Origin of the sequence: Denitrificimonas halotolerans (assembly GCF_034259425.1) — a bacterium.
GTDB lineage: Bacteria > Pseudomonadota > Gammaproteobacteria > Pseudomonadales > Pseudomonadaceae > Denitrificimonas > Denitrificimonas halotolerans.
In genome coordinates, this window is record NZ_JAXIVU010000015.1 from 26,300 (window position 1) to 49,849 (window position 23,550).

24 protein-coding genes and 1 tRNA gene are annotated in these 23,550 nt (G+C 46.4%); 7 read left to right on the forward strand and 18 right to left on the reverse strand.

The window, feature by feature from the left end; all coding sequences use genetic code 11:
* Positions 1 to 26: 26 nt before the first annotated feature.
* Both tgt and queA read right to left on the reverse strand, forming a co-directional pair.
* Positions 27 to 1,148 (reverse strand): tRNA guanosine(34) transglycosylase Tgt, encoded by a 1,122-nt coding sequence (gene tgt, locus TOI97_RS10305; RefSeq protein WP_321554069.1) that lies wholly within the window; start codon positions 1,146 to 1,148, stop codon positions 27 to 29.
* A 12-nt stretch (positions 1,149 to 1,160) separates the two neighbouring features.
* Positions 1,161 to 2,207 (reverse strand): tRNA preQ1(34) S-adenosylmethionine ribosyltransferase-isomerase QueA, encoded by a 1,047-nt coding sequence (gene queA, locus TOI97_RS10310; protein ID WP_321554042.1) that lies wholly within the window; start codon positions 2,205 to 2,207, stop codon positions 1,161 to 1,163.
* Between the two features lie 107 nt (positions 2,208 to 2,314).
* Between queA and TOI97_RS10315 the strand changes: the two genes are divergently transcribed.
* The 5 genes from TOI97_RS10315 to TOI97_RS10335 all read left to right on the forward strand — a co-directional run bounded on the left by TOI97_RS10315 (position 2,315) and on the right by TOI97_RS10335 (position 6,455).
* Positions 2,315 to 2,401: transfer RNA gene (locus tag TOI97_RS10315), tRNA-Leu, on the forward strand.
* A 281-nt stretch (positions 2,402 to 2,682) separates the two neighbouring features.
* A complete protein-coding gene (locus TOI97_RS10320; RefSeq protein WP_321554043.1) occupies positions 2,683 to 3,693 on the forward strand; it encodes an AraC family transcriptional regulator in 1,011 nt (336 codons plus the stop codon).
* Positions 3,694 to 3,803: 110 nt separating this feature from the next.
* The gene (locus TOI97_RS10325; RefSeq protein ID WP_321554044.1) at positions 3,804 to 4,580 is read left to right on the forward strand and encodes a class II aldolase/adducin family protein; all 777 of its coding nucleotides are present in this window, start codon (positions 3,804 to 3,806) and stop codon (positions 4,578 to 4,580) included.
* 9 nt (positions 4,581 to 4,589) lie between these two features.
* Positions 4,590 to 5,516, forward strand: coding sequence for a TauD/TfdA dioxygenase family protein (locus tag TOI97_RS10330; RefSeq protein WP_321554045.1), 927 nt, complete (start codon positions 4,590 to 4,592; stop codon positions 5,514 to 5,516).
* Positions 5,517 to 5,519: 3 nt separating this feature from the next.
* The gene (locus TOI97_RS10335; RefSeq protein WP_321554046.1) at positions 5,520 to 6,455 is read left to right on the forward strand and encodes an NAD(P)-dependent oxidoreductase; all 936 of its coding nucleotides are present in this window, start codon (positions 5,520 to 5,522) and stop codon (positions 6,453 to 6,455) included.
* Positions 6,456 to 6,653: 198 nt separating this feature from the next.
* Here TOI97_RS10335 and TOI97_RS10340 read toward each other — a convergent pair whose 3' ends face one another.
* From TOI97_RS10340 to TOI97_RS10355, 4 genes are all read right to left on the reverse strand, one after another.
* Positions 6,654 to 7,589 carry a 2-hydroxyacid dehydrogenase gene (locus TOI97_RS10340; RefSeq protein WP_321554047.1) on the reverse strand — a complete coding sequence of 312 codons (936 nt, stop codon included), beginning with the start codon at positions 7,587 to 7,589 and terminating at the stop codon, positions 6,654 to 6,656.
* Between the two features lie 142 nt (positions 7,590 to 7,731).
* Complete coding sequence (locus tag TOI97_RS10345) at positions 7,732 to 8,454, reverse strand: RNA-guided endonuclease InsQ/TnpB family protein (RefSeq protein WP_321554048.1); 723 nt, start codon at positions 8,452 to 8,454, stop codon at positions 7,732 to 7,734.
* Complete coding sequence (locus tag TOI97_RS10350; RefSeq protein WP_321554049.1) at positions 8,391 to 8,729, reverse strand: hypothetical protein; 339 nt, start codon at positions 8,727 to 8,729, stop codon at positions 8,391 to 8,393. Before TOI97_RS10350 ends, TOI97_RS10345 begins: the two co-directional genes overlap by 64 nt.
* Positions 8,730 to 8,834: 105 nt before the next feature.
* Entirely contained in the window at positions 8,835 to 9,056 is a 222-nt protein-coding gene (locus tag TOI97_RS10355) for a hypothetical protein (protein WP_321554050.1), read from the reverse strand.
* A 151-nt stretch (positions 9,057 to 9,207) separates the two neighbouring features.
* Between TOI97_RS10355 and mutS the strand changes: the two genes are divergently transcribed.
* A complete protein-coding gene (gene mutS, locus TOI97_RS10360; protein WP_321554051.1) occupies positions 9,208 to 11,787 on the forward strand; it encodes a DNA mismatch repair protein MutS in 2,580 nt (859 codons plus the stop codon).
* A gap of 135 nt (positions 11,788 to 11,922) precedes the next feature.
* A complete protein-coding gene (fdxA, locus tag TOI97_RS10365) occupies positions 11,923 to 12,246 on the forward strand; it encodes a ferredoxin FdxA (protein WP_321554052.1) in 324 nt (107 codons plus the stop codon).
* 96 nt (positions 12,247 to 12,342) lie between these two features.
* On the opposite strand, the gene lipA is transcribed toward fdxA, so the two are convergent.
* From lipA to TOI97_RS10425, 12 genes are all read right to left on the reverse strand, one after another.
* Positions 12,343 to 13,317 carry a lipoyl synthase gene (gene lipA, locus TOI97_RS10370; RefSeq protein WP_321554053.1) on the reverse strand — a complete coding sequence of 325 codons (975 nt, stop codon included), beginning with the start codon at positions 13,315 to 13,317 and terminating at the stop codon, positions 12,343 to 12,345.
* A complete protein-coding gene (lipB, locus tag TOI97_RS10375) occupies positions 13,310 to 13,969 on the reverse strand; it encodes a lipoyl(octanoyl) transferase LipB (RefSeq protein ID WP_321554054.1) in 660 nt (219 codons plus the stop codon). Before lipB ends, lipA begins: the two co-directional genes overlap by 8 nt.
* Positions 13,969 to 14,250, reverse strand: coding sequence for an HP0495 family protein (locus tag TOI97_RS10380; RefSeq protein WP_321554055.1), 282 nt, complete (start codon positions 14,248 to 14,250; stop codon positions 13,969 to 13,971). Before TOI97_RS10380 ends, lipB begins: the two co-directional genes overlap by 1 nt.
* A 125-nt stretch (positions 14,251 to 14,375) precedes the next feature.
* Entirely contained in the window at positions 14,376 to 15,494 is a 1,119-nt protein-coding gene (locus tag TOI97_RS10385; RefSeq protein ID WP_321554070.1) for a D-alanyl-D-alanine carboxypeptidase family protein, read from the reverse strand.
* A 178-nt stretch (positions 15,495 to 15,672) separates the two neighbouring features.
* A complete protein-coding gene (locus TOI97_RS10390; RefSeq protein ID WP_321554056.1) occupies positions 15,673 to 16,647 on the reverse strand; it encodes a septal ring lytic transglycosylase RlpA family protein in 975 nt (324 codons plus the stop codon).
* 8 nt (positions 16,648 to 16,655) lie between these two features.
* The gene (gene mltB / locus TOI97_RS10395) at positions 16,656 to 17,663 is read right to left on the reverse strand and encodes a lytic murein transglycosylase B (RefSeq protein WP_321554057.1); all 1,008 of its coding nucleotides are present in this window, start codon (positions 17,661 to 17,663) and stop codon (positions 16,656 to 16,658) included.
* A 9-nt stretch (positions 17,664 to 17,672) separates the two neighbouring features.
* Positions 17,673 to 18,812 carry a rod shape-determining protein RodA gene (gene rodA / locus TOI97_RS10400; RefSeq protein ID WP_321554058.1) on the reverse strand — a complete coding sequence of 380 codons (1,140 nt, stop codon included), beginning with the start codon at positions 18,810 to 18,812 and terminating at the stop codon, positions 17,673 to 17,675.
* On the reverse strand, positions 18,802 to 20,775 hold the full coding sequence (gene mrdA, locus TOI97_RS10405; RefSeq protein ID WP_321554059.1) for a penicillin-binding protein 2: 1,974 nt from the start codon (positions 20,773 to 20,775) through the stop codon (positions 18,802 to 18,804). The genes rodA and mrdA overlap by 11 nt, the downstream gene beginning before the upstream one ends.
* Positions 20,776 to 20,784: 9 nt before the next feature.
* On the reverse strand, positions 20,785 to 21,252 hold the full coding sequence (rlmH, locus tag TOI97_RS10410) for a 23S rRNA (pseudouridine(1915)-N(3))-methyltransferase RlmH (protein ID WP_321554060.1): 468 nt from the start codon (positions 21,250 to 21,252) through the stop codon (positions 20,785 to 20,787).
* The gene (gene rsfS / locus TOI97_RS10415; RefSeq protein ID WP_321554061.1) at positions 21,253 to 21,615 is read right to left on the reverse strand and encodes a ribosome silencing factor; all 363 of its coding nucleotides are present in this window, start codon (positions 21,613 to 21,615) and stop codon (positions 21,253 to 21,255) included.
* 21 nt (positions 21,616 to 21,636) lie between these two features.
* Positions 21,637 to 22,278 carry a nicotinate-nucleotide adenylyltransferase gene (nadD, locus tag TOI97_RS10420; protein WP_321554062.1) on the reverse strand — a complete coding sequence of 214 codons (642 nt, stop codon included), beginning with the start codon at positions 22,276 to 22,278 and terminating at the stop codon, positions 21,637 to 21,639.
* Positions 22,271 to 23,536, reverse strand: coding sequence for a glutamate-5-semialdehyde dehydrogenase (locus TOI97_RS10425; protein WP_321554063.1), 1,266 nt, complete (start codon positions 23,534 to 23,536; stop codon positions 22,271 to 22,273). Before TOI97_RS10425 ends, nadD begins: the two co-directional genes overlap by 8 nt.
* Positions 23,537 to 23,550 lie beyond the last annotated feature (14 nt).

A 23,550-nucleotide genomic window follows, 5' to 3' on the forward strand; every position in this document is an offset into this window, starting at 1 on the left:
CATTATAAAAAAGACATTAGTGTCCGTTAGTTTTCATTCAGTGGCGGCGTAGGTAAACCTCGACGCGCATAAAACTGATCAACAAAGTCGCTCAATGTACCTTGTTGGATAGCCTCTCGTAAACCCGCCATAACCCGCTGATAATGTCGCAAATTATGTATGGTATTAAGCATACTCCCCAACATCTCCCCACACTTATCTAAATGATGTAAATAAGCACGGGTAAAGTTCTGACAAGTATAACAATCACAGCAGGCATCAAGGGGAGAATCATCATGACGATGCACCGCATTACGGATTTTAATCACACCAGTGTCGATAAATAAGTGGCCATTACGCGCATTACGTGTTGGCATTACGCAGTCAAACATGTCAATACCGCGGCGCACACCTTCCACTAAATCCTCAGGCTTACCCACACCCATTAAGTAACGCGGTTTTTCTGGTGGCATATGTGGTGGTAAAAAATCCAAAATTCGAATCATATCTTCTTTTGGTTCGCCCACTGACAAACCACCAATTGCCAACCCATCAAAGCCAATTTCACATAGTCCCTCGAGTGAACGCTTACGCAGCTCTTCGTACATGCCACCTTGCACAATACCAAACAAAGCTGCTGGGTTATCACCATGTGCAGTTTTCGAGCGCTTCGCCCAACGCAAAGACAATTCCATTGACTTTTCAGCTGTAACAAAATCTGCAGGATAAGGTGTGCACTCGTCAAAAATCATCACTACATCAGAGCCCAACTCACGCTGTACCTGCATAGACTCTTCAGGCCCCATAAAAACTTTGGCACCATCCACAGGTGAAGAAAAATATACCCCTTCTTCTTTAATCTTGCGCATAGCACCTAAGCTAAACACTTGAAAACCGCCCGAATCCGTCAAAATAGGGCCTTTCCACTGCATAAAGTCATGCAGATCACCGTGTTCTTGTATCACTTGAGTACCAGGGCGCAACCATAAGTGGAAAGTATTACCCAAAATCATATGGGCACCAATAGCCTCAATATCACGCGGCAACATACCTTTCACCGTTCCGTAAGTGCCAACAGGCATAAAGGCTGGGGTCTCCACCACGCCACGGGGAAAAGTTAAACGTCCACGACGCGCACGACCATCAGTCGCCAACAAATCAAACTGCATAAAAGACATGCATTACTCCTTAGGGCTGCGCGGCTGCGGATTGCGCGTAATAAACATGGCATCACCATAACTGAAAAAACGATAACGTTGCTCAACTGCACTACGATAAGCGTCCATAGTTTCTGGGTAACCGGCAAAGGCTGCTACTAACATTAATAAAGTTGATTCCGACAAATGAAAATTAGTGACCAACGCATCCACCACATGGAATGGCTGCCCTGGGTATAGAAAAATATCAGTTTCACCAGCAAAAGCTTGTAACTCACCACTCGCCTGCGCGGCACTTTCTAACGAACGCACACTCGTTGTACCAACAGCAATGACACGCCCACCTCGTGCTTTACACGCTGCTACCGCCTCAACCACCTCTTGCGAAACCTCTAGCCACTCACGATGCATTTGGTGATCCTCTAGATTGTCGACTCGAACAGGCTGAAAAGTACCGGCACCCACATGCAAAGTCACAAAAGCCGTTTCAACACCCAACTCTCGGATATTGGCCAACATTTTGTCATCAAAGTGTAGACCTGCGGTGGGGGCTGCCACAGCACCAGCATACTTTGCGTAAACAGTCTGATAACGCTCACGGTCATCAAGCTCATCCTCACGCTCCATATAAGGTGGCAATGGTATATGGCCTACTCGCTCTAGCAACGGCAACACAGGTTCAGAAAATTGCCACTCAAACAAACTGTCTTGACGCGCAAGTAGAGTTGCTTGTGCCTTTCCTTCTAGCTCAACGGTGCTGCCAATTTTAGGAGCTTTACTGGAGCGCACATGAGCTAAAACACGCTCCGTATCTAACACACGCTCAACCAGTATCTCAACCCTGCCACCTGTAGCTTTTTTGGCAAATAAGCGTGCGGGGATTACTCGAGTGTTATTAAACACCATTAAATCGCCTGGGCGTAAATAGTCGAGCAGGTCAGTAAAATGCTGGTGAGCAATAGTACCACTGGGGCCATCCAACACCAAAAGGCGACTGGCACGGCGTTCAGCTAGCGGATAACGAGCTATCAGCTCATCAGGCAAATCAAATTGGAAGTGTGAAACGCGCATAATCATGATCATTTATAGAGGGAAACAAAGCTTAACGGAAATATTTGCATCTGACCATGCAAAATCAGTTGACCGATGCGCAAAGTCTCTCTATAATTCTGCGCCATGCCTCGGTGGCGGAATTGGTAGACGCAGTGGATTCAAAATCCACCGTTGGTAACAACGTGGGAGTTCGATTCTCCCCCGAGGCACCAATTACTTTAGCCCTTAAGTCTTCGGACTTAGGGGCTTTTTTATGCTCCATAACAAAATACGTCGATCCTTTACTAGCAAGCACTACACTTACAGCGGCATTGACACCCCCCCCGACCCAAAGAACGGAAAGAATGTCATCCCTATAACTAAAGCCTATAGTTGGGCTGCATACAGCATGAATATTTTTGCTAAAATAAGTGCTTCTTGAATATTTTTAACTGCATCAGTTTTATACACTAATCACAAATAGTGCAGTTTATTTTATCGATTCCTAACTGGAGTGCTTGCCATCAATACCGATGCTCGATATGTACTCTGGCTTCTAGATTTTCTATCCGAAAGAGGCTGTGATACAGAGTCTTTAATCCAAACCCACAATCTGGCCAACCTGGATCAGTTGGATGCACCTATTAGTAACGCAACGCACAGGGCTCTATTATCTGACGCATTGCGTATGACCGGAAATACGGGGCTAGGCCTAGAAATTGGCTTGCACCGCTCGCAAGCAACCTATGACCAGCTAGCCTACTTAATGATGAGTTCTTCAACCTTACGTGAAGCAACAGAACTAGGGCTACGTTATCAGAACTATCCCGGCCGTTTTTCAGGGAATGAAATCATTACAACCTTTAGTGAGATTGATGGCCAAGGCTGCTATCAAATCAATGCTAAAGGTGGCCTAGGTGAATTTAGACTGCTCGCAGTAGAAGATGTCCTCAGTAGCATCATGACGACAGTGCGCTGGGTACTTGGTCGACCACTACCTGTGACAAAACTACGCTGTGACTATCCTGAACCACCTCATTTAGCGGCCTATCAGAAAATATTTAACTGTCCCATTCATTTCGATGCACCAGTAATTCAACTATTTTTTGATGCCGAGGTACTTGATCAGCCGTTGCCTAACGCTAGCCCACAAAGCGCAAGGCTTTACGCCGCATTATGTGAAGAAAAAAGTATCGCTCGCCAACAAGGCGATATTGCTTGGCGCCTCTCACAAATCATCATTCAGGACCCTGCTAACCCACCTGATATGACTGAAGCGGCTAATCTATTGCATTGCAGTCCACGCACCCTCCGGCGAAGGCTCAAAGCAGAAGGTTGGCAATACCAGCAACTGATTGACCAAGTGCGCACTATCAGAGCACGTCGTGCGCTCAGTGACCCAACCTTATCCATTACAGAGATTGCGCTACAACTAGGATTTGCCGATCACTCCGGCTTCTTACGTGCTTTTAAAAAGTGGACCGGTCTGACACCAACGGAGTTTCGCAGCAAACTTCTCAACTAAGTATCGTTCTGTCCCTTAAGGCTTGCTTTATGGCCACATATTCCTATTAAAGACACCGCTGTCATCGATAGAATCGAAAGCCATAACAATAGCAATAAGGAACAAAAGCCGTGTTAAAGACTGATTATGTTAATGTCGAGATGCTCAAAAAGTTTGCACCTCGCCCAGGAGCTAGAGACCTGCTCCCTGAAATCTCCCCGAAAGCACAAGTTGCACTGATGTGCCGTATTCTATTCGCTGAAGGCTGGGATGATCATATTGCTGGACATATTACCGTCCGCCAGCCCGACGGGACTATCCTGACTAACCCTTGGGAGTTAGCTTGGGATGAAATCACTGCGGATGACATCGTCACTCTTGATGCTGAAGGTAATGTCCTCGACAGCGACTGGAATATTACACCTGCAATCGGTCTACACTTACAATTACACAAAGCTCGTTCTGATATTCATGTTGTCATTCATAACCACCCTAAGTGGAGTGGAATTTGGGCTTGCCTGCAAGAAGTTCCACCAATTTATGATCAAGCCGGTGCATATTGTGGTGTAGATCTTCCAATCTACAACGAATACCTTGGTACCCTCGACAATAACGAAGCTTGCGCTAGTTTGATCGAAGCTTTGGGTGAAAATGCCAAATGGGCACTGCTTGCACAGCACGGTGCACTCGTTGTAGGCAAAGACCTACGCCAGGCACACCTACGTGCTGCAACTTTAGAGTGGCGCTGCCGTCGTGCTTATGAAGTACGCCTGGCCGGTGGTGCTGAGCCACTACCAAACAAAGTGGTCGAGGAAGTCAGCCTCCCTGATCCAAACGGTTTCCCATTCCTATGGGAAGCAATGGCCCGTCGCGAACTACGTCGTGACCCTAAAGTTCTTGGCTCTTGAGGTAATAACATGACACTTACAGTAAAACCACTCGACAATATTGGTGTTGAGATTCTCAACTTTGACATTAACCAGCCTTACACCGATGAGCTCAAAGAACAACTTCGCGCACTTTGGTATGAACATGGTGTACTGATTTTCCGCAACCAAAAAATCAACCCTAAAAACCAAATTGAATTCAGCCGTATCTTTGGCCCATTAGAGATGCACCCACTGAAGGCAACGACTTCAGCTGAGTACCCAGAGTTATTCGAACTAGAAAATGGTGGCGACAAAGATAAACACATGACCGCCAGCTACAAAGGCGAGACCATTGTGGGTCGACTCGATTGGCACATTGACTTACACTACACCGGTAAACCAAATCATGGTGCAGTACTGACTTCTGTAGAAGTTGCTGGCGAAGGTGGTCTCACAGGCTTTGGTGACCTTGCCAAAGCTTATGAAGCACTCGACGATGAAACAAAAGCGCTTATTGAGAAAATCGAAGTTGCCTATGCCTTTAGCATGCAACGTCGCAACATGCGTTATGTTGACTTAGAAGGTTACGAGCCCGGCCCATACAGCCCGAAAAAACCAGCAGATGTCCGCTTCCCGAACTTCCCTGAGTCTGTCTACCCAGCAGTAATGACTCACCCTATTAGTGGCAAAAAAGTACTCGGGATTGTGGAACAGTTTTTAGATCGCGTCATTACTCCACATAAAGTGGGTTTATCAAATGATGAAGCAATCGATCTACTCAAACGTCTCGTTGCCCATACCCGCGACCCACAATTCCACTACTTCCATAAGTGGGAAGAAGGCGATATGGTTCTTTGGGATAACTGGCGCGCAATGCACTGCGCTACAGGTACACCACCCGGCGTACGTCGCCGTATCAACCGTACCACTATCGAGGGTAACCATACCCTAGGTAGAATATTGATGGACGAGTGATACATGCGTATCGCCTTGCAGTTTGACACACCTCAGCTACGCAAAGAAATTGCCAAAATTGCACCTGAAGCTGAGGTGGTTCTTTTACCTGCAGACGGTTCACTCAATATAAAAAAACCGGTGGATGTGGTGCTCGCCACACCCGCCGGCAGTGAGCAAATGGCTCGTCTATTAGCTGTTACTCCGAATCTCAGTTGGGTGCACATTATGGGCACAGGTGTTGACGCCTACCCTTTGAATCTACTGACCGGTAGATGTGTCACCTGCTCTAAAGGCTCCACCGCAGTTCCCATCGCCGAATGGGTACTAGCCATGATCTTAGCCCACACCAAACAGCTCCCTAATAGTTGGATTAAACAACCTCCTGCATGCTGGTACAACGCAGATCTAGACAGCTTAGAAGGTAAAACCCTCGGTTTGATCGGATTTGGTCAAATTGGTCAAGCCATCGCTAAACGCGCGCTGGCTTTTGATATGCGAGTCATCGCTGTAGTTCGCAACTTTCGCCCTTCACCTATGGCAGGTGTCGAATTCATTAAAAAAATTGAGCAACTACTCCCTAGAGCTGATCACTTAGTCCTTGCCCTTCCTGCCACACGCCAAAGTACAGGCTTAATAGGGGCTCAACAACTGGCACTAATGAAGCCTAATAGCCACTTAATCAATATTTCACGTGCAGCCATTCTAAATCAAACCGCACTCAAAAATGCGCTTGATAACGGCCATATTGCACAAGCATCACTGGACGTCGTTGAGCCTGAACCCTTACCTGAAGGACACTGGATCTACCAACACCCTAAAGTTAAATTAAGTCCACATATTTCGTGGAACGCACCATTCAGTTACCAACGTATGATCAATCCATTCCTAGACAATCTAAGCCGTTGGATCGCCGGAACACCCCTACGTGGCATGGTTGATACACAAGCTGGTTATTGACTCAATCCTACATCATTGCTGACCCTACAGGGCTGACCTTACAGGGCACCCCTATTTAAAAAGGCGGATGCACAGCAACTGTAATCTAGCCACAGCCGCGATACTCATACAACTAAGAACGTTCTCGCGGCGAGGCATGACCTTCTAATAGTAGGCTACCTATCCTTTAAGTCTGACCGGACGTCAAACGAAAAGGAGTTAAGAATTCACCTGGTTTACAAGTGGCTTACCAGAAAAATAAGTCGCTAAATTTTCAAATGTCAATGCAAACATAGCCTGTACTGTTGCTTCAGTAGTACTCGCCATATGCGGTGTCAGTACAACATTAGGCAGGTCTTTTAAGGCTTGCGGCACATGTGGCTCATCACTGAAAACATCAAGACCAGCAGCAAGAATCTGCCCCTCTTGCAGTGCTGAAATCAGCGCTGGTTCATCCACAATAGTACCCCGCGCTATATTGACTAAAATCCCGCGCGGACCGAGTGCACCAAGCACCTGTGCATTAATCATGCCTTGTGTTTCTGGCCCTGCACTCGCACAAATTACTAAAAAATCCACGTCTGCAGCAAGCGCCTTTACATCAGTATGCCACGTGTAAGACTCACTTGGCTTTTTTGACCGTCCAGTATAGGCAATACTCATCCCAAAAGCTTCTGCTCGCAGCGCAACAGCTTTACCGATTCGTCCCAACCCAACAATACCCATGCGCCGACCAAATACCCCTCCTGTCATAGGGTACCGCCCCTGAACCCACTCGCCATTACGAACATACTGATCTGCGGTGTGAATTTGACGTGCTGCGCAAAGCAAAAGCCCTATAGTAAAATCAGCAATATCTTCGGTAGACAGCCCTGGAGTATTGGTAACACATACATTCTGTTTACGTGCAGCCTCTAAATCGACACCATCGTAACCAACCCCCATTACCGAGATGATTTCCAATGCGGGCAATTGAGCGATTAAATCACCCGACACAGTGGATTCAGCACTGGATACAACAGCTCGAATAGCTGGAGCAATGGCCAAAAACTGCTGCTCGTCCAAATCACAATACAAGTGGCAGTTGTACTGCTCACTTAAACTCTTCAGTAGCGCTTCAGGTAAGTTAATTAAAAATAACAAATCCGGCTTCATTTTTTATAGATCTCTTATAGTTGTTAAATTGTATAGATAAGCCAATCGGCTGTGCTCTTCTATACTAACAACGCTGCTCCGAGAACAGTAGACACACCGGAGATTTCTTCTCTACTTTTGCTTCATTGACATCCTCCCCGACCTAAAGGACGGGGATTCCTACTGCTAGACGGCCATGCCCGGCCGCGAGAATGTTACGTGCCGCGTTGATATCGCGATCGTGAGCGACACCACACCCACTGCACGTCCATTCTCTTATTCCAAATCCTGCGATACCTTTCGGCCTCGATTCGGGCAAACTGCCACAACTCGAACAGGTTTGGGTGGTGTATGCCTCGTTAACTTCCTTAAAAACAATGCCTGCGTGAGCGCATTTATAGTCCAGCATTGTTTTTAATTGACCCCAACCAGCATCCAACACTGACTTGGCCATCGTGGTTTTAACGAGTTTTAAACTACTGACATTACCGACATAGATTTCACCGCAGCGATTGACCAGCTTACGGCTGAATTTGTGCAATGCGTCTTTTCTACGGTTAGCGATTTTCGCATGAATGGTTTTGACTTGGGTTTTATTTATGGCTCGTTGTGCTATGGCCAACTTTTCCTCAAGGCCACGATAGAAGCGGCCCGCTTCTAGCTTGGTGCCATCCGAGCAGGTGGCTGTATCAGTTAAGCCAAGGTCAATACCGATGCGCTCTTGGCCGGCGGGTATCTCAGCCTGCACATCCTCCTCTACATTGAAGTACCAGCGGCCACGGGTATCTTCGTTGAAGCTACCAGAGCGGAATTTATATTGGCTCAGGCCGTAACTGTCCCACACTTTGAAGTAGTGGCCATTATGGTAGACCTGCCGTTTTTCCATTGAGCTGCACCGGTATTGACGGGTATCCAACCCAATGAGCGGCGTACACCGCCTGATTTGCGCCAGTTCAGCCGCACTTTATTAAACTGCTTTCGGCGTGTGACATACTCACCCGCGATGCACTGTAAGGTTTGGCTGTGCAGCCCAAGCTCCTTATCTGCGCCCTTTGTGTAGGGATGCATATCAAAAGCAGACAAAAACACACCACGCTCTTTAATCGAGCGTTGACTTAATTCATGAACAAATTTCCAGATGAAATTGACGCTTCGAGCCATGCGGTTCTGCAAAGACTTTAGCAGTCTGTTAAGGGGCTGCTTACGCAGCCCTCGCTATCCACCCCCGCATTAAAAGTACGAGGTCTTCGCGATTTTGATAAGGTATCAGTCTTCCTCCACTGCTTGTTCACCCTCTTTTTTCAAATGTTGCTCACGCATGGCTTGCATTTCATCATGTGATTTTATGTGGCACACAGCGAGTTGCTCTAAACGCATCTGTCTAATTGCCACCAAAGGATCATCTATCTGCTGATTCATATGCGTCTGCTCATAAATCCGGCTGTCATCTTGAGCTTTATCCTCCGACTCACCTACCCTTTGCTTCATACCTCACTCCAGTCCAATCAAAATAACAACACTTAATTTATCATGCTTAATCCAGAATTTTTCCGCCCCCAACACTGCCCTGCATAATTTTTTTGTGTAATCCGCTAGACTAGTCCTTTTGCCACATTACTGAGTTGAGTCTAGTTCCCTTATGAGTGCTAAAGATTTAAGTAAACATACGCCAATGATGCAGCAGTATTGGCGCTTAAAAAACCAACACCCTGATCAAATTATGTTTTATCGCATGGGTGACTTTTACGAGCTCTTCTATGACGATGCAAAAAAATGTGCGCAGTTACTAGACATCACCCTAACCTCTCGCGGTCAATCTGGTGGCAGCGTGATTCCTATGGCCGGCATTCCATTTCATGCAGCCGAAGGTTATCTAGCGCGCCTAGTTAGCCTTGGTGAATCAGTGGTGATCTGTGAGCAAACCGGTGATCCTGCCACATCTAAAGGCCCAGTCGAGCGCCAAGTGGTGCGTATTCTGACACCAGGTACCGTTAGCGACGAGGCTTTAATGGATGATCGCCGTGATAACCTCGTCGCAGCCATTATGCATAACGATAGTCTTTATGGTTTAGCCGTCTTAGATATCAGCAGCGGTCGTTTTAGTGTGCAAGAGCTCAACAGTGAAGAAAATCTGTTCGCAGAATTGGAACGCATTAACCCTGCAGAACTGTTAATAGCTGATAACTGGTCGGTGCCCTCCACCTTAGAAAAGCGCCGCGGCTTACAACGTCGTGCCCCTTGGGACTTTGATTACGACAGTGCTTTTAAAGCATTGTGCCAACAATTTAACACCCAAGACTTGAAAGGCTTTGGCTGCGAGCAACTCACCCTAGCCATTGGTGCTGCTGGCTGTCTACTCAATTATGCTAAGGATACGCAACGCACCGCACTGCCACATATTCGAAGTTTATTCCATGAACGCTTAAGTGAAACCGTTATTTTAGATGCTGCCACACGCCGCAATCTAGAACTGGACAAAAACCTCTCTGGAGGCCGTGAAAACACTTTACAATCCGTCATGGATCGTTGCCAAACTAGCATGGGAAGCCGTTTACTAAGTCGTTGGTTGAACCGCCCACTGCGCCAACAAAATATTTTAGAAGCGCGTCAAGATGCCATTGCTTACTTACTTAAAGACTACCACTTTGAAAGTGTACAACCGGCCCTAAAAGATATCGGTGATATTGAACGTATTTTAGCCCGTATCAGTTTACGCAGTGCTCGTCCCCGAGACCTAGCCCGACTACGTGACGCCCTCAATGCACTACCTGCGTTACAAAGTGTTTTAGCTAAGCTTGATGTCACTCGCGTACAAGAACTCTCAAAAGCCATCAGCAGCTACCCTGAGCTGGCTGATATCTTAAGTCGCGCTATTATTGACAATCCCCCTGCAGTCATTCGCGAAGGTGGTGTCTTAAAGCTCGGCTATGATACAGAATTAGATGAATTGCTAACGATCAGTGAAAATGCAGGTCAGTTTTTAATTGATTTAGAAACTCGAGAAAAAGAGCGCACTGGGTTAGCCAATCTCAAAGTAGGATACAACCGTGTCCACGGCTACTTTATTGAAATCCCAACAAAGCAAGCAGAACAAGCACCTCCTGAGTACATTCGCCGCCAAACTCTGAAAGGAGCCGAACGCTTTATTATTCCGGAACTTAAAGCTTTTGAAGATAAAGCACTCTCAGCAAAAAGTCGGGCCTTAGCTCGTGAAAAGCAACTCTATGATGAGTTATTGGATATTCTAATTAAACAAATAGCACCGCTACAGGCAAGCGCTGCGGCTTTAGCTGAGCTAGACGTCCTCAGCAACCTAGCAGAACGTGCACTCAACTTGGATCTGTGCCGACCACAGTTTAGCCAGCACCCTTTATTAGAGATCAAGCAAGGCCGCCACTTAGTAGTGGAAAGCGTCCTCACGACCCCCTTCGTTGCAAATGATGTCAAAATGGACGACACAACACGTATGCTGATTATTACCGGTCCAAACATGGGGGGTAAATCGACCTATATGCGTCAGACTGCTTTAATAGTGTTGTTAGCACATATTGGTAGTTTTGTTCCTGCCCAAGCATGCTCACTATCTTTAGTAGACCGCATCTTCACTCGCATTGGCTCCAGCGATGACCTAGCCGGTGGACGCTCAACTTTCATGGTGGAAATGAGTGAGACCGCCAATATCCTGCACAATGCCAGTGCCCAAAGTTTAGTATTAATGGACGAAGTCGGACGCGGCACCAGCACCTTCGACGGTTTATCTTTAGCATGGGCAGCGGCAGAGCAACTGGCGAAACTTCAAGCTTGGACACTATTTGCCACCCATTACTTTGAGCTCACCTCTCTACCTGAGCACCTTAATAATGTAGCCAACGTCCACCTAAGTGCTACCGAACACCAAGACCGCATCGTTTTCTTACATAGTGTGCTACCTGGGCCTGCCAACCAAAGCTATGGTTTGGCTGTAGCTCAGTTAGCAGGCGTTCCCCCCCAAGTAATTGCCCGAGCTCGCGAACACTTGCAACAATTGGAAGCTCACAGCTTAATGCAAACAGATCATCAAGCTCCAACACAATCAAAAGTTGAGCAAGCGCCCATACAAAGTGATTTGTTCGCTACGCAGCCACACCCACTACTGCTAGAATTAAAAGACATGAATCCAGACGAGCTGACTCCCAAGCAAGCACTTGATCTGTTATATGCTTGGAAGATGCAAATCTAACGTTCTTGCTCACAAGCTGTTAGAATTGCCGGCCTTTAAATTTATTAACTGCACTGCATAAAGCTGTGCCGACTACTTTACTTGCAGCTCTACGTAGATGGAGCGCAAGTTACCAGCCCAAGGAGATAGCTAGTTATGACCTTCGTTGTCACTGATAACTGCGTGAAATGCAAGTACACCGACTGCGTAGAAGTCTGCCCTGTAGACTGTTTCTATGAAGGCCCAAATTTCTTGGTCATTCATCCAGACGAATGCATTGACTGTGCACTGTGTGAACCAGAGTGCCCAGCTGAAGCCATTTATGCCGAAGATGAAGTACCAGATGATATGCAAGAGTACATTGAGTTAAACCAAGAGCTTGCAGATATCTGGCCCAACATCACTGAAAAGAAAGACCCACTACCAGACGCTGAAGAGTGGGATGGTGTAGAAAACAAGATTGAACATCTTGAACGTTAATATGAACCGCTGATCATCAACGCCTTACACCAATAAAAAACCCGTATCTGCTCTCATGTAGATACGGGTTTTTTATCAGTTGCACTCTATACTAAATCACTTTAATTCTTTTGCTTGCTCATCAGCGTGATAAGACGAACGCACTAAAGGTCCTGAGGCTACATTTTTAAAGCCCATTTTTAGCCCTTCTTCAGCAAACCAAGCAAAGGTATCAGGATGCACATAACGCTTAACTGGCATGTGATCACGTGACGGTTGCAAGTATTGCCCTAAAGTCAACATGTCAACGTCATGCTCACGCATCCGTTGCATCACTTCAATCACTTCCTCATCTGTCTCACCTAACCCTAGCATTAAACCCGATTTAGTTGGTACGCCAGGAACACGCTGCTTAAAGCGCTCCAACAAATCCAGTGACCACTCAAAATCAGAACCAGGGCGTGCAGCCTTATACAAGCGTGGCACAGTTTCCAAGTTGTGGTTAAACACATCAGGTGGCTCAGTGGCAGTAATATCTAAAGCAACATCCATTCGGCCACGGTAGTCAGGGACTAAAGTTTCCAATTGAATATTAGGGGACAAAGCTCTAATTTCACGAATACAATCTGCAAAATGCTGCGCACCACCATCACGTAAGTCATCTCGATCCACAGAAGTGATGACTACATACTTCAATCCCATATCAGCAATAGCAACTGCTAAATTATGCGGCTCATTTTCATCTAAAGGGTTAGGGCGGCCATGACCCACATCACAGAAAGGACAGCGACGAGTACAAATATCACCCATAATCATAAAGGTCGCGGTCCCCCCAGAGAAACACTCGCCCAAGTTTGGACAAGATGCCTCTTCACAAACACTGTGCAATTTATGCTTGCGTAAGGTTCGTTTAATGTTTTCAACTTCAGGCGAAACAGGCACACGCACACGAATCCAATCGGGTTTACGTAACACATCATCCGTTGGAATAATTTTCACTGGGATACGTGCCAGCTTATCTGCACCACGTAATTTCACCCCCATCTCTACTTTTGCGGGTTTAGCCTTTACTGGTGCCTCTTGATTACTCATAGCATTCAATCCCATCGGTAAGGGTTATAAATTCACTGAATTTCAAGTGTGAAACAAGTGCATCACGTAAGCAAACACTCACCTCAGACAATTCAATTTTTTGCTGCGTCTCATCACGCAACTGTGTCATTTGCATGCCAGCATAGCCACACGGGTTAATACGCTGAAAGGGCTGTAGATCCATATCCACATTCAGAGCTAAACCATGAAAAGAACATCCGCGACGAATACGCAAACCTAAGGAAGCAATTTTTTTCTCAGCCACATAAACTCCAGGAGCATCAGGTTTAGCGTAAGCATCAATATCATATTGATATAAAAGTTCTACCAAACTGTTTTCAATACTGCTAACTAAATCACGGACACCTTGTCCAGCACGACGCACATCCACTAGCACATAAGCCACTAACTGACCGGGACCGTGATAAGTCACTTGCCCACCACGATCCACTTGCACTACGGGAATATCACCTGCTGCGAGTACATGTTCAGCTTTACCTGCCTGCCCTTGCGTGAACACTTTTGGGTGTTCCAGTAGCCAAATCTCATCAACAGTCTCAGCGTCACGGTTCTCGGTAAAGCTCTGCATTGCATGCCAGGTCGGCTCATAGGGCACACAACCCAAATGGCGAATAATAACCGGCCTGCTCATTAGAGCACCATACGCACTAAACCTGTTTCGCGTAAATCCTGATTGATCTGCTCCAAGTGCTCAACGCTTTTGGCAGTAATACTCACTTGAGCAGATACAAAACGTCCTTTACTACTATCACGGCAGACAACAGTCTCTGGGTCAACTTCTGGTGCATGGCGCTTTAACACTTCTAGCACCACATCAACAAAGTTGTCACAACTATCGCCAATGATTCTCAGACTATAGTTTTCACAAGGAAATTCAATTTTGGGTGGTTGCTGCTCTGTACTATGGGTCATTTTAACTCCGAGCTTTTGGCTCTTTCAGTAGAAGGCTTGGATAAAGCCAGCTATATACATACCGCTTTTACTGGCCTCAGCAAGGTTCAAAGCGACTTACCAAGGCCTGTACCAACACTTCAAAATCACTTAAAAAAGCTGTAGATAAACATCAAAACAGTGTCGAAAATTCTGCTGAAGAAACCACCCTCTTCAACATCTTGTAGCGCAACCAAGTCTGCTGTATGAACGATTTCATCACCTGAGCGTACTTCTACAGTACCAATGCGATCACCTTTATTGACAGGAGCCACAACACTTTCATCCAAAATCATAGTTGCAGCCATTTTCTGAATCTGGCCACGAGGTAAAGTCAAAACCAAGTCTTCATCTAGACCCACTTTAACTTCTGAAGCTTGCCCCTTCCACACCTTACTTTCAGCTAACTCAGCACCTTTTTTATAAAAGGTTTTAGTCTCAAAAAATCGGAACCCGTAGGTTAAGAGTTTCTGAGTTTCTGCCGCTCGAGATGCCTCACTTGCTGCACCAAACACAACAGAGATCAAGCGCATATCATCGCGCACAGCGGATGCCACTAAGCAATAACCTGCCTCATCTGTATGGCCTGTTTTAAGACCGTCAACGCTTTTATCACGCCATAACAGCAAGTTACGGTTTGGCTGCTTAATGCCATTCCATAAAAACTCTTTCTGTGCATAAATTGCGTAATGCTCTGGGTCTTCATAAATAATTGCACGTGCTAAGCGCGCCATGTCGTGTGCCGAAGAATAGTGATCTTCAGCTGGCAAGCCCGTTGAGTTTTTGAAATGACTATTATTCAATTGTAAACGTGCAGCAGCTTGGTTCATCATGCTTGAGAACGCTTCTTCACTACCCGCAATATGCTCAGCTAAAGCAACACTGGCATCATTACCTGACTGAATAATAATACCGTGAAGCAAGTCATCGACCGATACTTGTTTGCCCACATCAATGAACATGCGCGAACCACCTGTGCGCCAAGCTTTTTCGCTCACTGTAACCATATCTTCTTCAGAAATCTGACCGCGCTGAATTTCTTTAGTGGCAATATAAGCAGTCATTAGCTTAGTCAAACTTGCGGGAGGTAAGCGCTCATCCGCATTACTTTCCACCAATATTTTACCGCTAGCCGCATCCATTAAGACATAAGAACTGGCCGCCAATTCAGGCATAGCCGGTATAACCACAGGCGCAGTAGCAGCCGTAGGAACCGGATCAGGCATAGGTACTTCTTGTTTTGCACTCACATAACCTGCTGTACAGACAATTACAGTGCCCAAACACAACGTTCTAAAAGTTTGACTAATTTTCATACAGCTCTCAAATTAAAAAAAATAATATTCACAAAACTATGTAAACAGCTTACGCAATAATTAAGCTAACGTGCAGTGCACGTTAGCATTAGTCGGTAGACACCAAGGCCGGCCACCCTAAATTGGCCAATCGCACACGGTCCTGCAAATGCTCAGCTTCATTTTGACTAGGCACAGGCCCCATACGTACACGATGCAATACTTGCTGATCACGCACGACAGAATTAATAAATACTGGTGCAGTAGTTAAAGCACTCAACTTATCTCGCAAAAGCTGTGCTGCATCAGGGTTAGCAAAAGCCCCAACCTGCAAGTACAACCCCTGTGCCATTGGAGCCTCACTCTCAACTTGTCTAGGGTTTACCGCAGCCACATGCTGTGTTGGCGGTGTATAACGCTCTGGTTGATGCAGCTCAACGGTCTGCTTTTGCTGTGCTAACACGGTGTTCGATATACCGTGCTCTGGTACTGGCTGACCACGTTGCGCCCACCATTCATAAGGATCAATACCTTCTACACTCACCCGTGCAACACCCTTTTCGGCATACCCTAGCTTTTGCGCTGCGGCAAAAGATAAGTCAATAATACGATCTGAGTAAAATGGCCCTCGATCATTGACCCTTAAAGTCACACTTCGACCATTTTCTAAATTGGTCACTTTGACATAGCTGGGCAATGGTAAAGTTTTATGAGCGGCAGTCATCCCATAAAGATCAAAGACTTCACCGTTGGCGGTATCTTTGCCATGAAACTTCGTGCCATACCATGAGGCTGTACCTGTAGCTCGATAATGGCGCGCCTCTTGAATCGGATAATAACGCTTACCCAATACCGTATAAGGTGCTGCTTTAAAGTTACCCGCATGCGGCATCGGCACAGCATCTGGGATTTTAGACACATCCACATCCCACCAAGGTGCGCCATCCTTATGTGATTGTTTATAGTTCACAGGACCACTAATTCTAGCGTTACTAGAACTTGTCTGCGGCGGATTGGACGAACAGCTCACCAAAGCTAAACTCAGCGTTGCCATAATGAGTATTCGCAAATTATGTTTCAACATAACGAATATTATTCCTTACGGGCAGCGGCTAACAACTCAGCAAGTTCGTGAACCGCCATCGCATACATTACGCTGCGATTATAGCGCGTAATTGCATGGAAATTTTCCAAGCCAATCCAGTACTCAGCTCCCCGCTCAGCGTCTAGCCGAAAGGCTGTAACCTTGTGATTTTTATTCAGTTTCTGACGCGGCTTCCAGCCCAGCGTCTTAAGTTCTTTAATCGTAATTTCTGGATTCAAATTCGCTGACAGACCTTTTTCCGCATCCCTTTTCTTGCTTACGTCTGCACGCACTACGACATTTTGCCCAGGTTTCCAACCGTGCTTAATGAAGTAATTCGCAACACTGCCTATAGCATCAGTTGGGTTCTGCCAAATATCAATATAGCCATCATTATCAAAGTCAACCGCATACGCTCGGAAGCTACCCGGCATAAACTGCGGTAGCCCCATCGCGCCAGCATAAGAGCCGGTCAAACTCAATGGGTCGACCTGTTCTTCTCGAGTCAACAATAAGAATTCTTTCAACTGCTGCCGGAAAAACGGTGCGCGTGGTGGGTAATCAAAAGCCAAAGTAGAGAGTGCGTCAATCACTCGATAACTACCGGTATTACCGCCGTACATGGTTTCTACGCCGATAATAGCCACAATAATTTCTGCTGGAACGCCGTACTCTTCTTCCGCTCTCTGTAAAGCTTCTACATTGTTAGCCCAAAACTCAACACCACGATCAACCCGTGACTGTGTGATAAAAATGGGACGATATTCCTTCCACAATTTAACACGCTCAGCGGGACGAGAAATGGCATTTAAGATCGCTTGTTTACGCTGTGCATTTGCAAAAAGTTTCTCCAAAGGTTCCTGTAAAAAACCATGCTCAGACGTCATCTCTTCAATAAATGGTGCGGTCAAAGTGTGAGCAGCATAACTTGGCTCTTGCGCAACTGCATGTGTGGTTACCAGTACCAATCCTAAGCCGGCAACTAAGTTTTTCAACTGAAACAACATCGCTTTCATGTATAACCCTTAAGAGTGCGCAATCCACTTACGGTGCGTATGAATCGCCATTAAAATACCAAATCCAGACATTAGGGTGACCAAAGAAGTTCCACCGTAACTGATAAATGGCAACGGAACTCCGACCACTGGCAACAAACCACTGACCATTCCAACGTTAACAAAAACATAGATGAAAAACGTCAGGGTAATAGAGCCAGCCAACAGCTTACCGAAGACCGTTTGCGCTTGCAGAGTAATCACTACACCTCGCCCAATCAACAACAAGTACACAATCAGTAATAAACAAATACCAACTAAGCCAAACTCTTCGCCTAATACCGCAATAATAAAGTCAGTATGACTCTCTGGCAAAAAGTCTAAATGCGACTGTGTGCCGAGCAGCCACCCCTTTCCAAATATGCCCCCAGAACCAATCGCTGCTTTAGATTGAATGATATTCCAGCCGCTGCCCAAGGGGTCACTCTCAGGATTTAAAAAGGTGAGTACACGCTGCTTTTGATAAGGTCGCATAACAAACATCCACATCCCAATCGCAACCGGTATCACTGCCGCAATGGCCCCTAAAATCCAACGCCATTGCAAACCACTTAAGAATAGAACAAAGACACCTGACACCATAACCAACAATGCAGTACCTAGGTCAGGCTGCCGAGCAATCAAAACAAAAGGAACAATCAGCAGGACCCCGCTGACTAAGATGCGCTTAAAGGATGGTGGCAGATTATGGCGTGCCAAATACCAAGCAATGGTCATAGGCACAAATACCTTCATCAACTCAGCAGGTTGGAAACGGACTACACCTGGAATATTAATCCAACGCGTAGCTCCCATGGCTTTATGCCCCATAAACTCTACAACTAGTAATAAAAACACGCCAATAACATATAAAAACGCTGACCAACGTGCCATTAATCGCGGTTCGACTTGAGCGATAATCAGCATCACCAATAAACCAACACCAAAAGATGATGCTTGACGTATCAGCAGGTGCTCATCCTTCCCCCCTGCAGAATATAAAATAAACAAACCAATGGTTGCCAGCACAAAGAGTAAAAACAACAACCAACCATCGATGTGCAATCGTTGTAACACCGTCGCCCGGCGGCGCATCACATCACCCTCGGCTAGGACACGATCAAAGCCCATCTTCTACCCCTGCCTGCTCTGCTAACTCTGCCTGCTCTGCTTTCAAACGTTCTTGAGCTGCTTTAATACGTGCAGCTGCAATTTCTGGGCGCTGTTCTTCCGTTTGATACTCATCTTTGACAAAACCGTCTTCATCTAGCAGCCATGCATCTAATACCTCTTTAGCTACTGGCGCAGCGACTCCAGACCCCGACTCCCCATTTTCCACCATCACTGCTACCGCAATCGCCGGATCATGCACTGGAGCAAACGCAATAAAGAGCGCATGGTCACGATGGCGTTCGGCAAGTTTATCGCTGTCATAACGTTCACCTTGCTTAATAGCCACCACTTGCGCAGTACCACTTTTTCCAGCAATTCGATATTGCGCAGCTTGCCCTACTTTACGCGCGGTACCTCGTCGACCATGTAGCACATCTTCCATACCTTTGAGTACAGCTTGCCAATGGCTTTCATCTTGCAGCACAATGTCATCAGACTCTTCAGCATCAACAATAGGTTGAATACCCCCCACGCTGCGCGCTAAATGCGGACGAATCCACTTGCCTCGAGTAGCCATCAAGGCAGTGGCTTGAGCTAGTTGCAAGGGGGTAGTTTGCATGTAGCCCTGCCCAATGCCTAAGATTAAAGTTTCACCAGGGTACCATGGCTGACGATAGCGACTGCGCTTCCAATCTCGTGACGGCATGAGCCCCGCAGTTTCTTCAAACATATCCAGTGCCACACGTTGGCCAAAACCAAATCGCGTCATGTAATCATGTATACGATCCACACCTAGCTTATGCGCTAAATCATAAAAATACGTATCATTTGACCGCGCCATAGCTAAGTTTAACTCCACCCAACCATCACCATAATGGTTCCAGTTACGGTAACGGTGCTTATTATTAGGAAGCTTATAAAAACCGGGGTCATATACTCTTGTTTCAGGAGTAATCATCCCTGCATCCAAGCCAGCAATTGCCATCATAGGTTTAATGGTTGAGCCTGGCGGATACAAACCACGCAACACACGGTTAAATAAAGGTTGGTCAAGGGAGTCGCGCAACAAGCCATATGCTTTAAAACTAATGCCCGTAACAAAAGGATTCGGGTCAAAACTTGGCTGACTGACCATAGCAAGCACTTCACCCGTTTTCGGTTCTAAAGCCACAATAGCACCACGGCGCCCAGCCAAGGCCAGTTCAGCAGCCTCTTGTAATTGACTATCAAGGGTTAAGTAAATGTCTTGCCCCGACACAGGGTCTACACGATTAAGCACCCGAAGAACACGGCCACGAGCATTGGTTTCCACTTCTTCATACCCAACTTGTCCATGCAATTGTTCTTCATAAAAGCGTTCGATACCGGTTTTACCAATATGGTGTGTACCACTGTAATTAACAGGGTCAATTCGCTTTAACTCACGCTCATTGATGCGCCCTACGTAACCCACAGAGTGAGCAAAGTGCTCTTTCTGTGGGTAGTAACGCACCAAGCTAGCCGCTACTTCGACACCCGGTAAACGAAACTGATTAACAGCGACCAGTGCGATTTGCTCTTCAGTGAGCTCAAACATGACCGGGACAGGCTCAAAAGGTCGACGGCCTTGACGGATGCGTTTCTCAAACAACTCCCGACTGTCGTAATCAAGTTCAAAAATCTCAATAATAGAGTCAAGCACCCGCTCCCAATCTCCTGCACGCTCGCGGGTTAAGGTCAAACTAAAACTGGCTCTATTATCAGCCAATACCACCCCATTACGATCAAAGATCGTACCTCGCGTAGGCGGCAGCGACTGAACATGAATCCGATTATTTTCAGCGAGCGTGGAGTGATACTCAAATTGCACTACTTGCAAGTAGTACATCCGCGACACTAATAAGAGGGTTAAAAAAATCAGCGCAAAGCCTGCAAATAACACCCGCGAACGGATCATTCGCCTATCACGCTCATGATCTTTTAACCGAATGGGAGGTGGCATACCGTTTCACTATTTATGATATGGATGGCCATTGAGTACGGTCCATGCCCGATAGACCTGCTCACCAAGAAGAATGCGAACTAAAGGATGTGGCAAAGTTAAAGGAGAAAGCGACCAGCGTTGCTCACTGCGTGCACAAACTTGCGGTGCTAAACCTTCTGGTCCACCGACCATAAGGTTTACATTACGTGCATCTAAACGCCACCTATCCAACTCTTGCGCCAACTGCTCAGTACTCCAAGGTTTACCGTGCACTTCTAAGGTAACAATACGCTCCCCAGGTTGAACCTTAGCAAGCATAGCATCACCCTCTTGTTGGATTAACCGTTGCACATCGGCGTTTTTGCCTCGAGTATTTAGCGGTATTTCCACCAATTCAAGCTGCATTTCCTTGGGTAGACGCTTGGCATATTCATGCCAACCATCCTCTACCCAACGCGGCATTTTAGTGCCTACGGCAATTAAGCGAATACGCACTTACTCAGCGCCTTGCTCAGTCATTTGTCCACGACTTTGCTCTGCACCCTGCCAAAGTCGCTCAAGATCATAATGTGCACGCGTCTCCTCTTGCATGACATGCACCACTACATCATTCAAGTCAAGCAAAGCCCACTCTCCAGTGTCTAAACCTTCGTTACCAACAGGCTTAACACCTTGCTCTTTAACTTTCTCTAACACATTTTCTGCCAAAGCTTTTACCTGACGTGCTGAGCCACCAGAAGCGATGATCATAAAGTCAGTGATACTGGTTTTTTCACGGACATCAATAGTAATAATATCTTTAGCTTTTACTTCTTCTAAAGCGGAGATCACTATTTTTACAAGTTGTTCATTTTGCATCGGGTATCTAACCTCAAAAGCTCACGACGATTGATAGAGTCCATGAGCATAAATATATTTAAACACGGCATCTGGTACCAAATACCGCACACAACGTTGTGTTGCTAGAAGTTGTCTAATTTGTGTCGCAGAAATAGCTAGGGGTGTTTGCCAAACAAAAGCAATTTGCCCATTCGGACCTTGCAAGGCATCAGGATCACTCACACTTTTAGCTGCTACCAAATCACGTAGTGCTTGCGGTGCTTCAATATCAGCATCAGGACGTTGTAACACTAAGATATGACAATGCTCTAATAGTTCATCCCAACGGTGCCAACTCGGCAAACCACAAAAAGCATCCCAGCCTAAAATGAGTAACAATTGATCATCCTTATCCAACTCTGCACGCAATGATAGCAAGGTATCAATGCTCCATGAGGGTTTATCACGGCGCAACTCACGATCATCCACACTGAGCAAGTCCACACCGTCCACAGCCAAACGCACCATTTCTAAACGCTGCTGCGGACTCACTTGCGGCGCGCCCCTATGAGGCGGCTGAGCATTAGGCACTAATAGCAGTTGGTCTAGAGCATAATTCTCGGCAACCTCCAAAGCACTGCGTAAATGGCCAATATGCACAGGATCAAAAGTGCCACCGAGCATTCCGATACGCTTAGCCACGCACGTGCCCGTCACCAAATACGATATATTTCTCACTGGTTAAACCCAGTAATCCAACTGGTCCACGGGCGTGTAGCTTGTCGGTAGAAATACCAATTTCCGCACCCAAACCGTACTCAAAACCATCCGCAAAACGAGTTGAAGCGTTAATCATGACAGAACTCGAATCAACCTCAGTTAAGAAACGACGAGCATCAGTAAAGTTTTCCGTAACAATACTATCAGTATGCTGTGAGCCGTATCGATTGATGTGACTAATAGCCTCATCTAATGAACTGACAATGCGAATAGCTAGAATAGGCGCATTGTACTCTGCAGCCCAATCATCTGCAGTAACAGCTTTAACGCGATCCGCAAATAAAGCACAGACTTTTTCACATCCGCGCAGCTCTACTTGCTTGCTTTCATAGATATCAAGCAAAGGACGCAACACTGCATCCACTTGAGACTCATGAATCAATAAAGTTTCCATCGCATTACACGGTGCGTAGCGCTGAGTTTTAGCATTATCCGCAATACGAATGGCTTTCCCTGCATCTGCCGCTTGGTCCACATAGACATGACATACGCCATCCAAGTGTTTAATCACAGGCACACTGGCATCACGACTGATGCGCTCAATCAAGCCTTTACCTCCACGCGGAACAATGACATCCACGTAGTTCGGCATCGTTATAAGCTCACCTACCGCTGCACGATCAGTGGTTTCTACCACTTGTACCGCTGTTGCAGGAAAACCTGCGACCGCTAGACCTTCTTTTAAACACTGAGCAATGGCCTTATTCGAATGAATCGCCTCTGAACCACCACGTAAAATCGTAGCATTGCCCGATTTAATACATAAGCTAGCTGCTTCTACGGTCACATTAGGACGTGATTCATAAATAATCCCAATCACACCTAAAGGCACGCGCATCTTACCCACTTGAATACCAGAAGGGACAAAATGCATATCTCGGATTTCACCAATGGGATCAGGTAAAGCGGCCACCTGCTTTAAGCCTTCAATCATTTCATCGATACGCGCAGAGTTCAGCGCCAAACGATCAAGCATGGCATCATCTAGACCGTTAGCACGGCTAGCTTCCATATCCAGCTCATTAGCTGCAAGTAAAACAGTACGGGATTGATCAAGGGCATCAGCGGTGGCTAATAAAGCCTGATTTTTTTGAGCAGTACTGGCTCTTGCCAACACACGCGAAGCCTCACGCGCAGACTCGCCAAGACGCTGCATGTAGTCAACAACAAGTTCGGTCATAGCATCAAACCAAA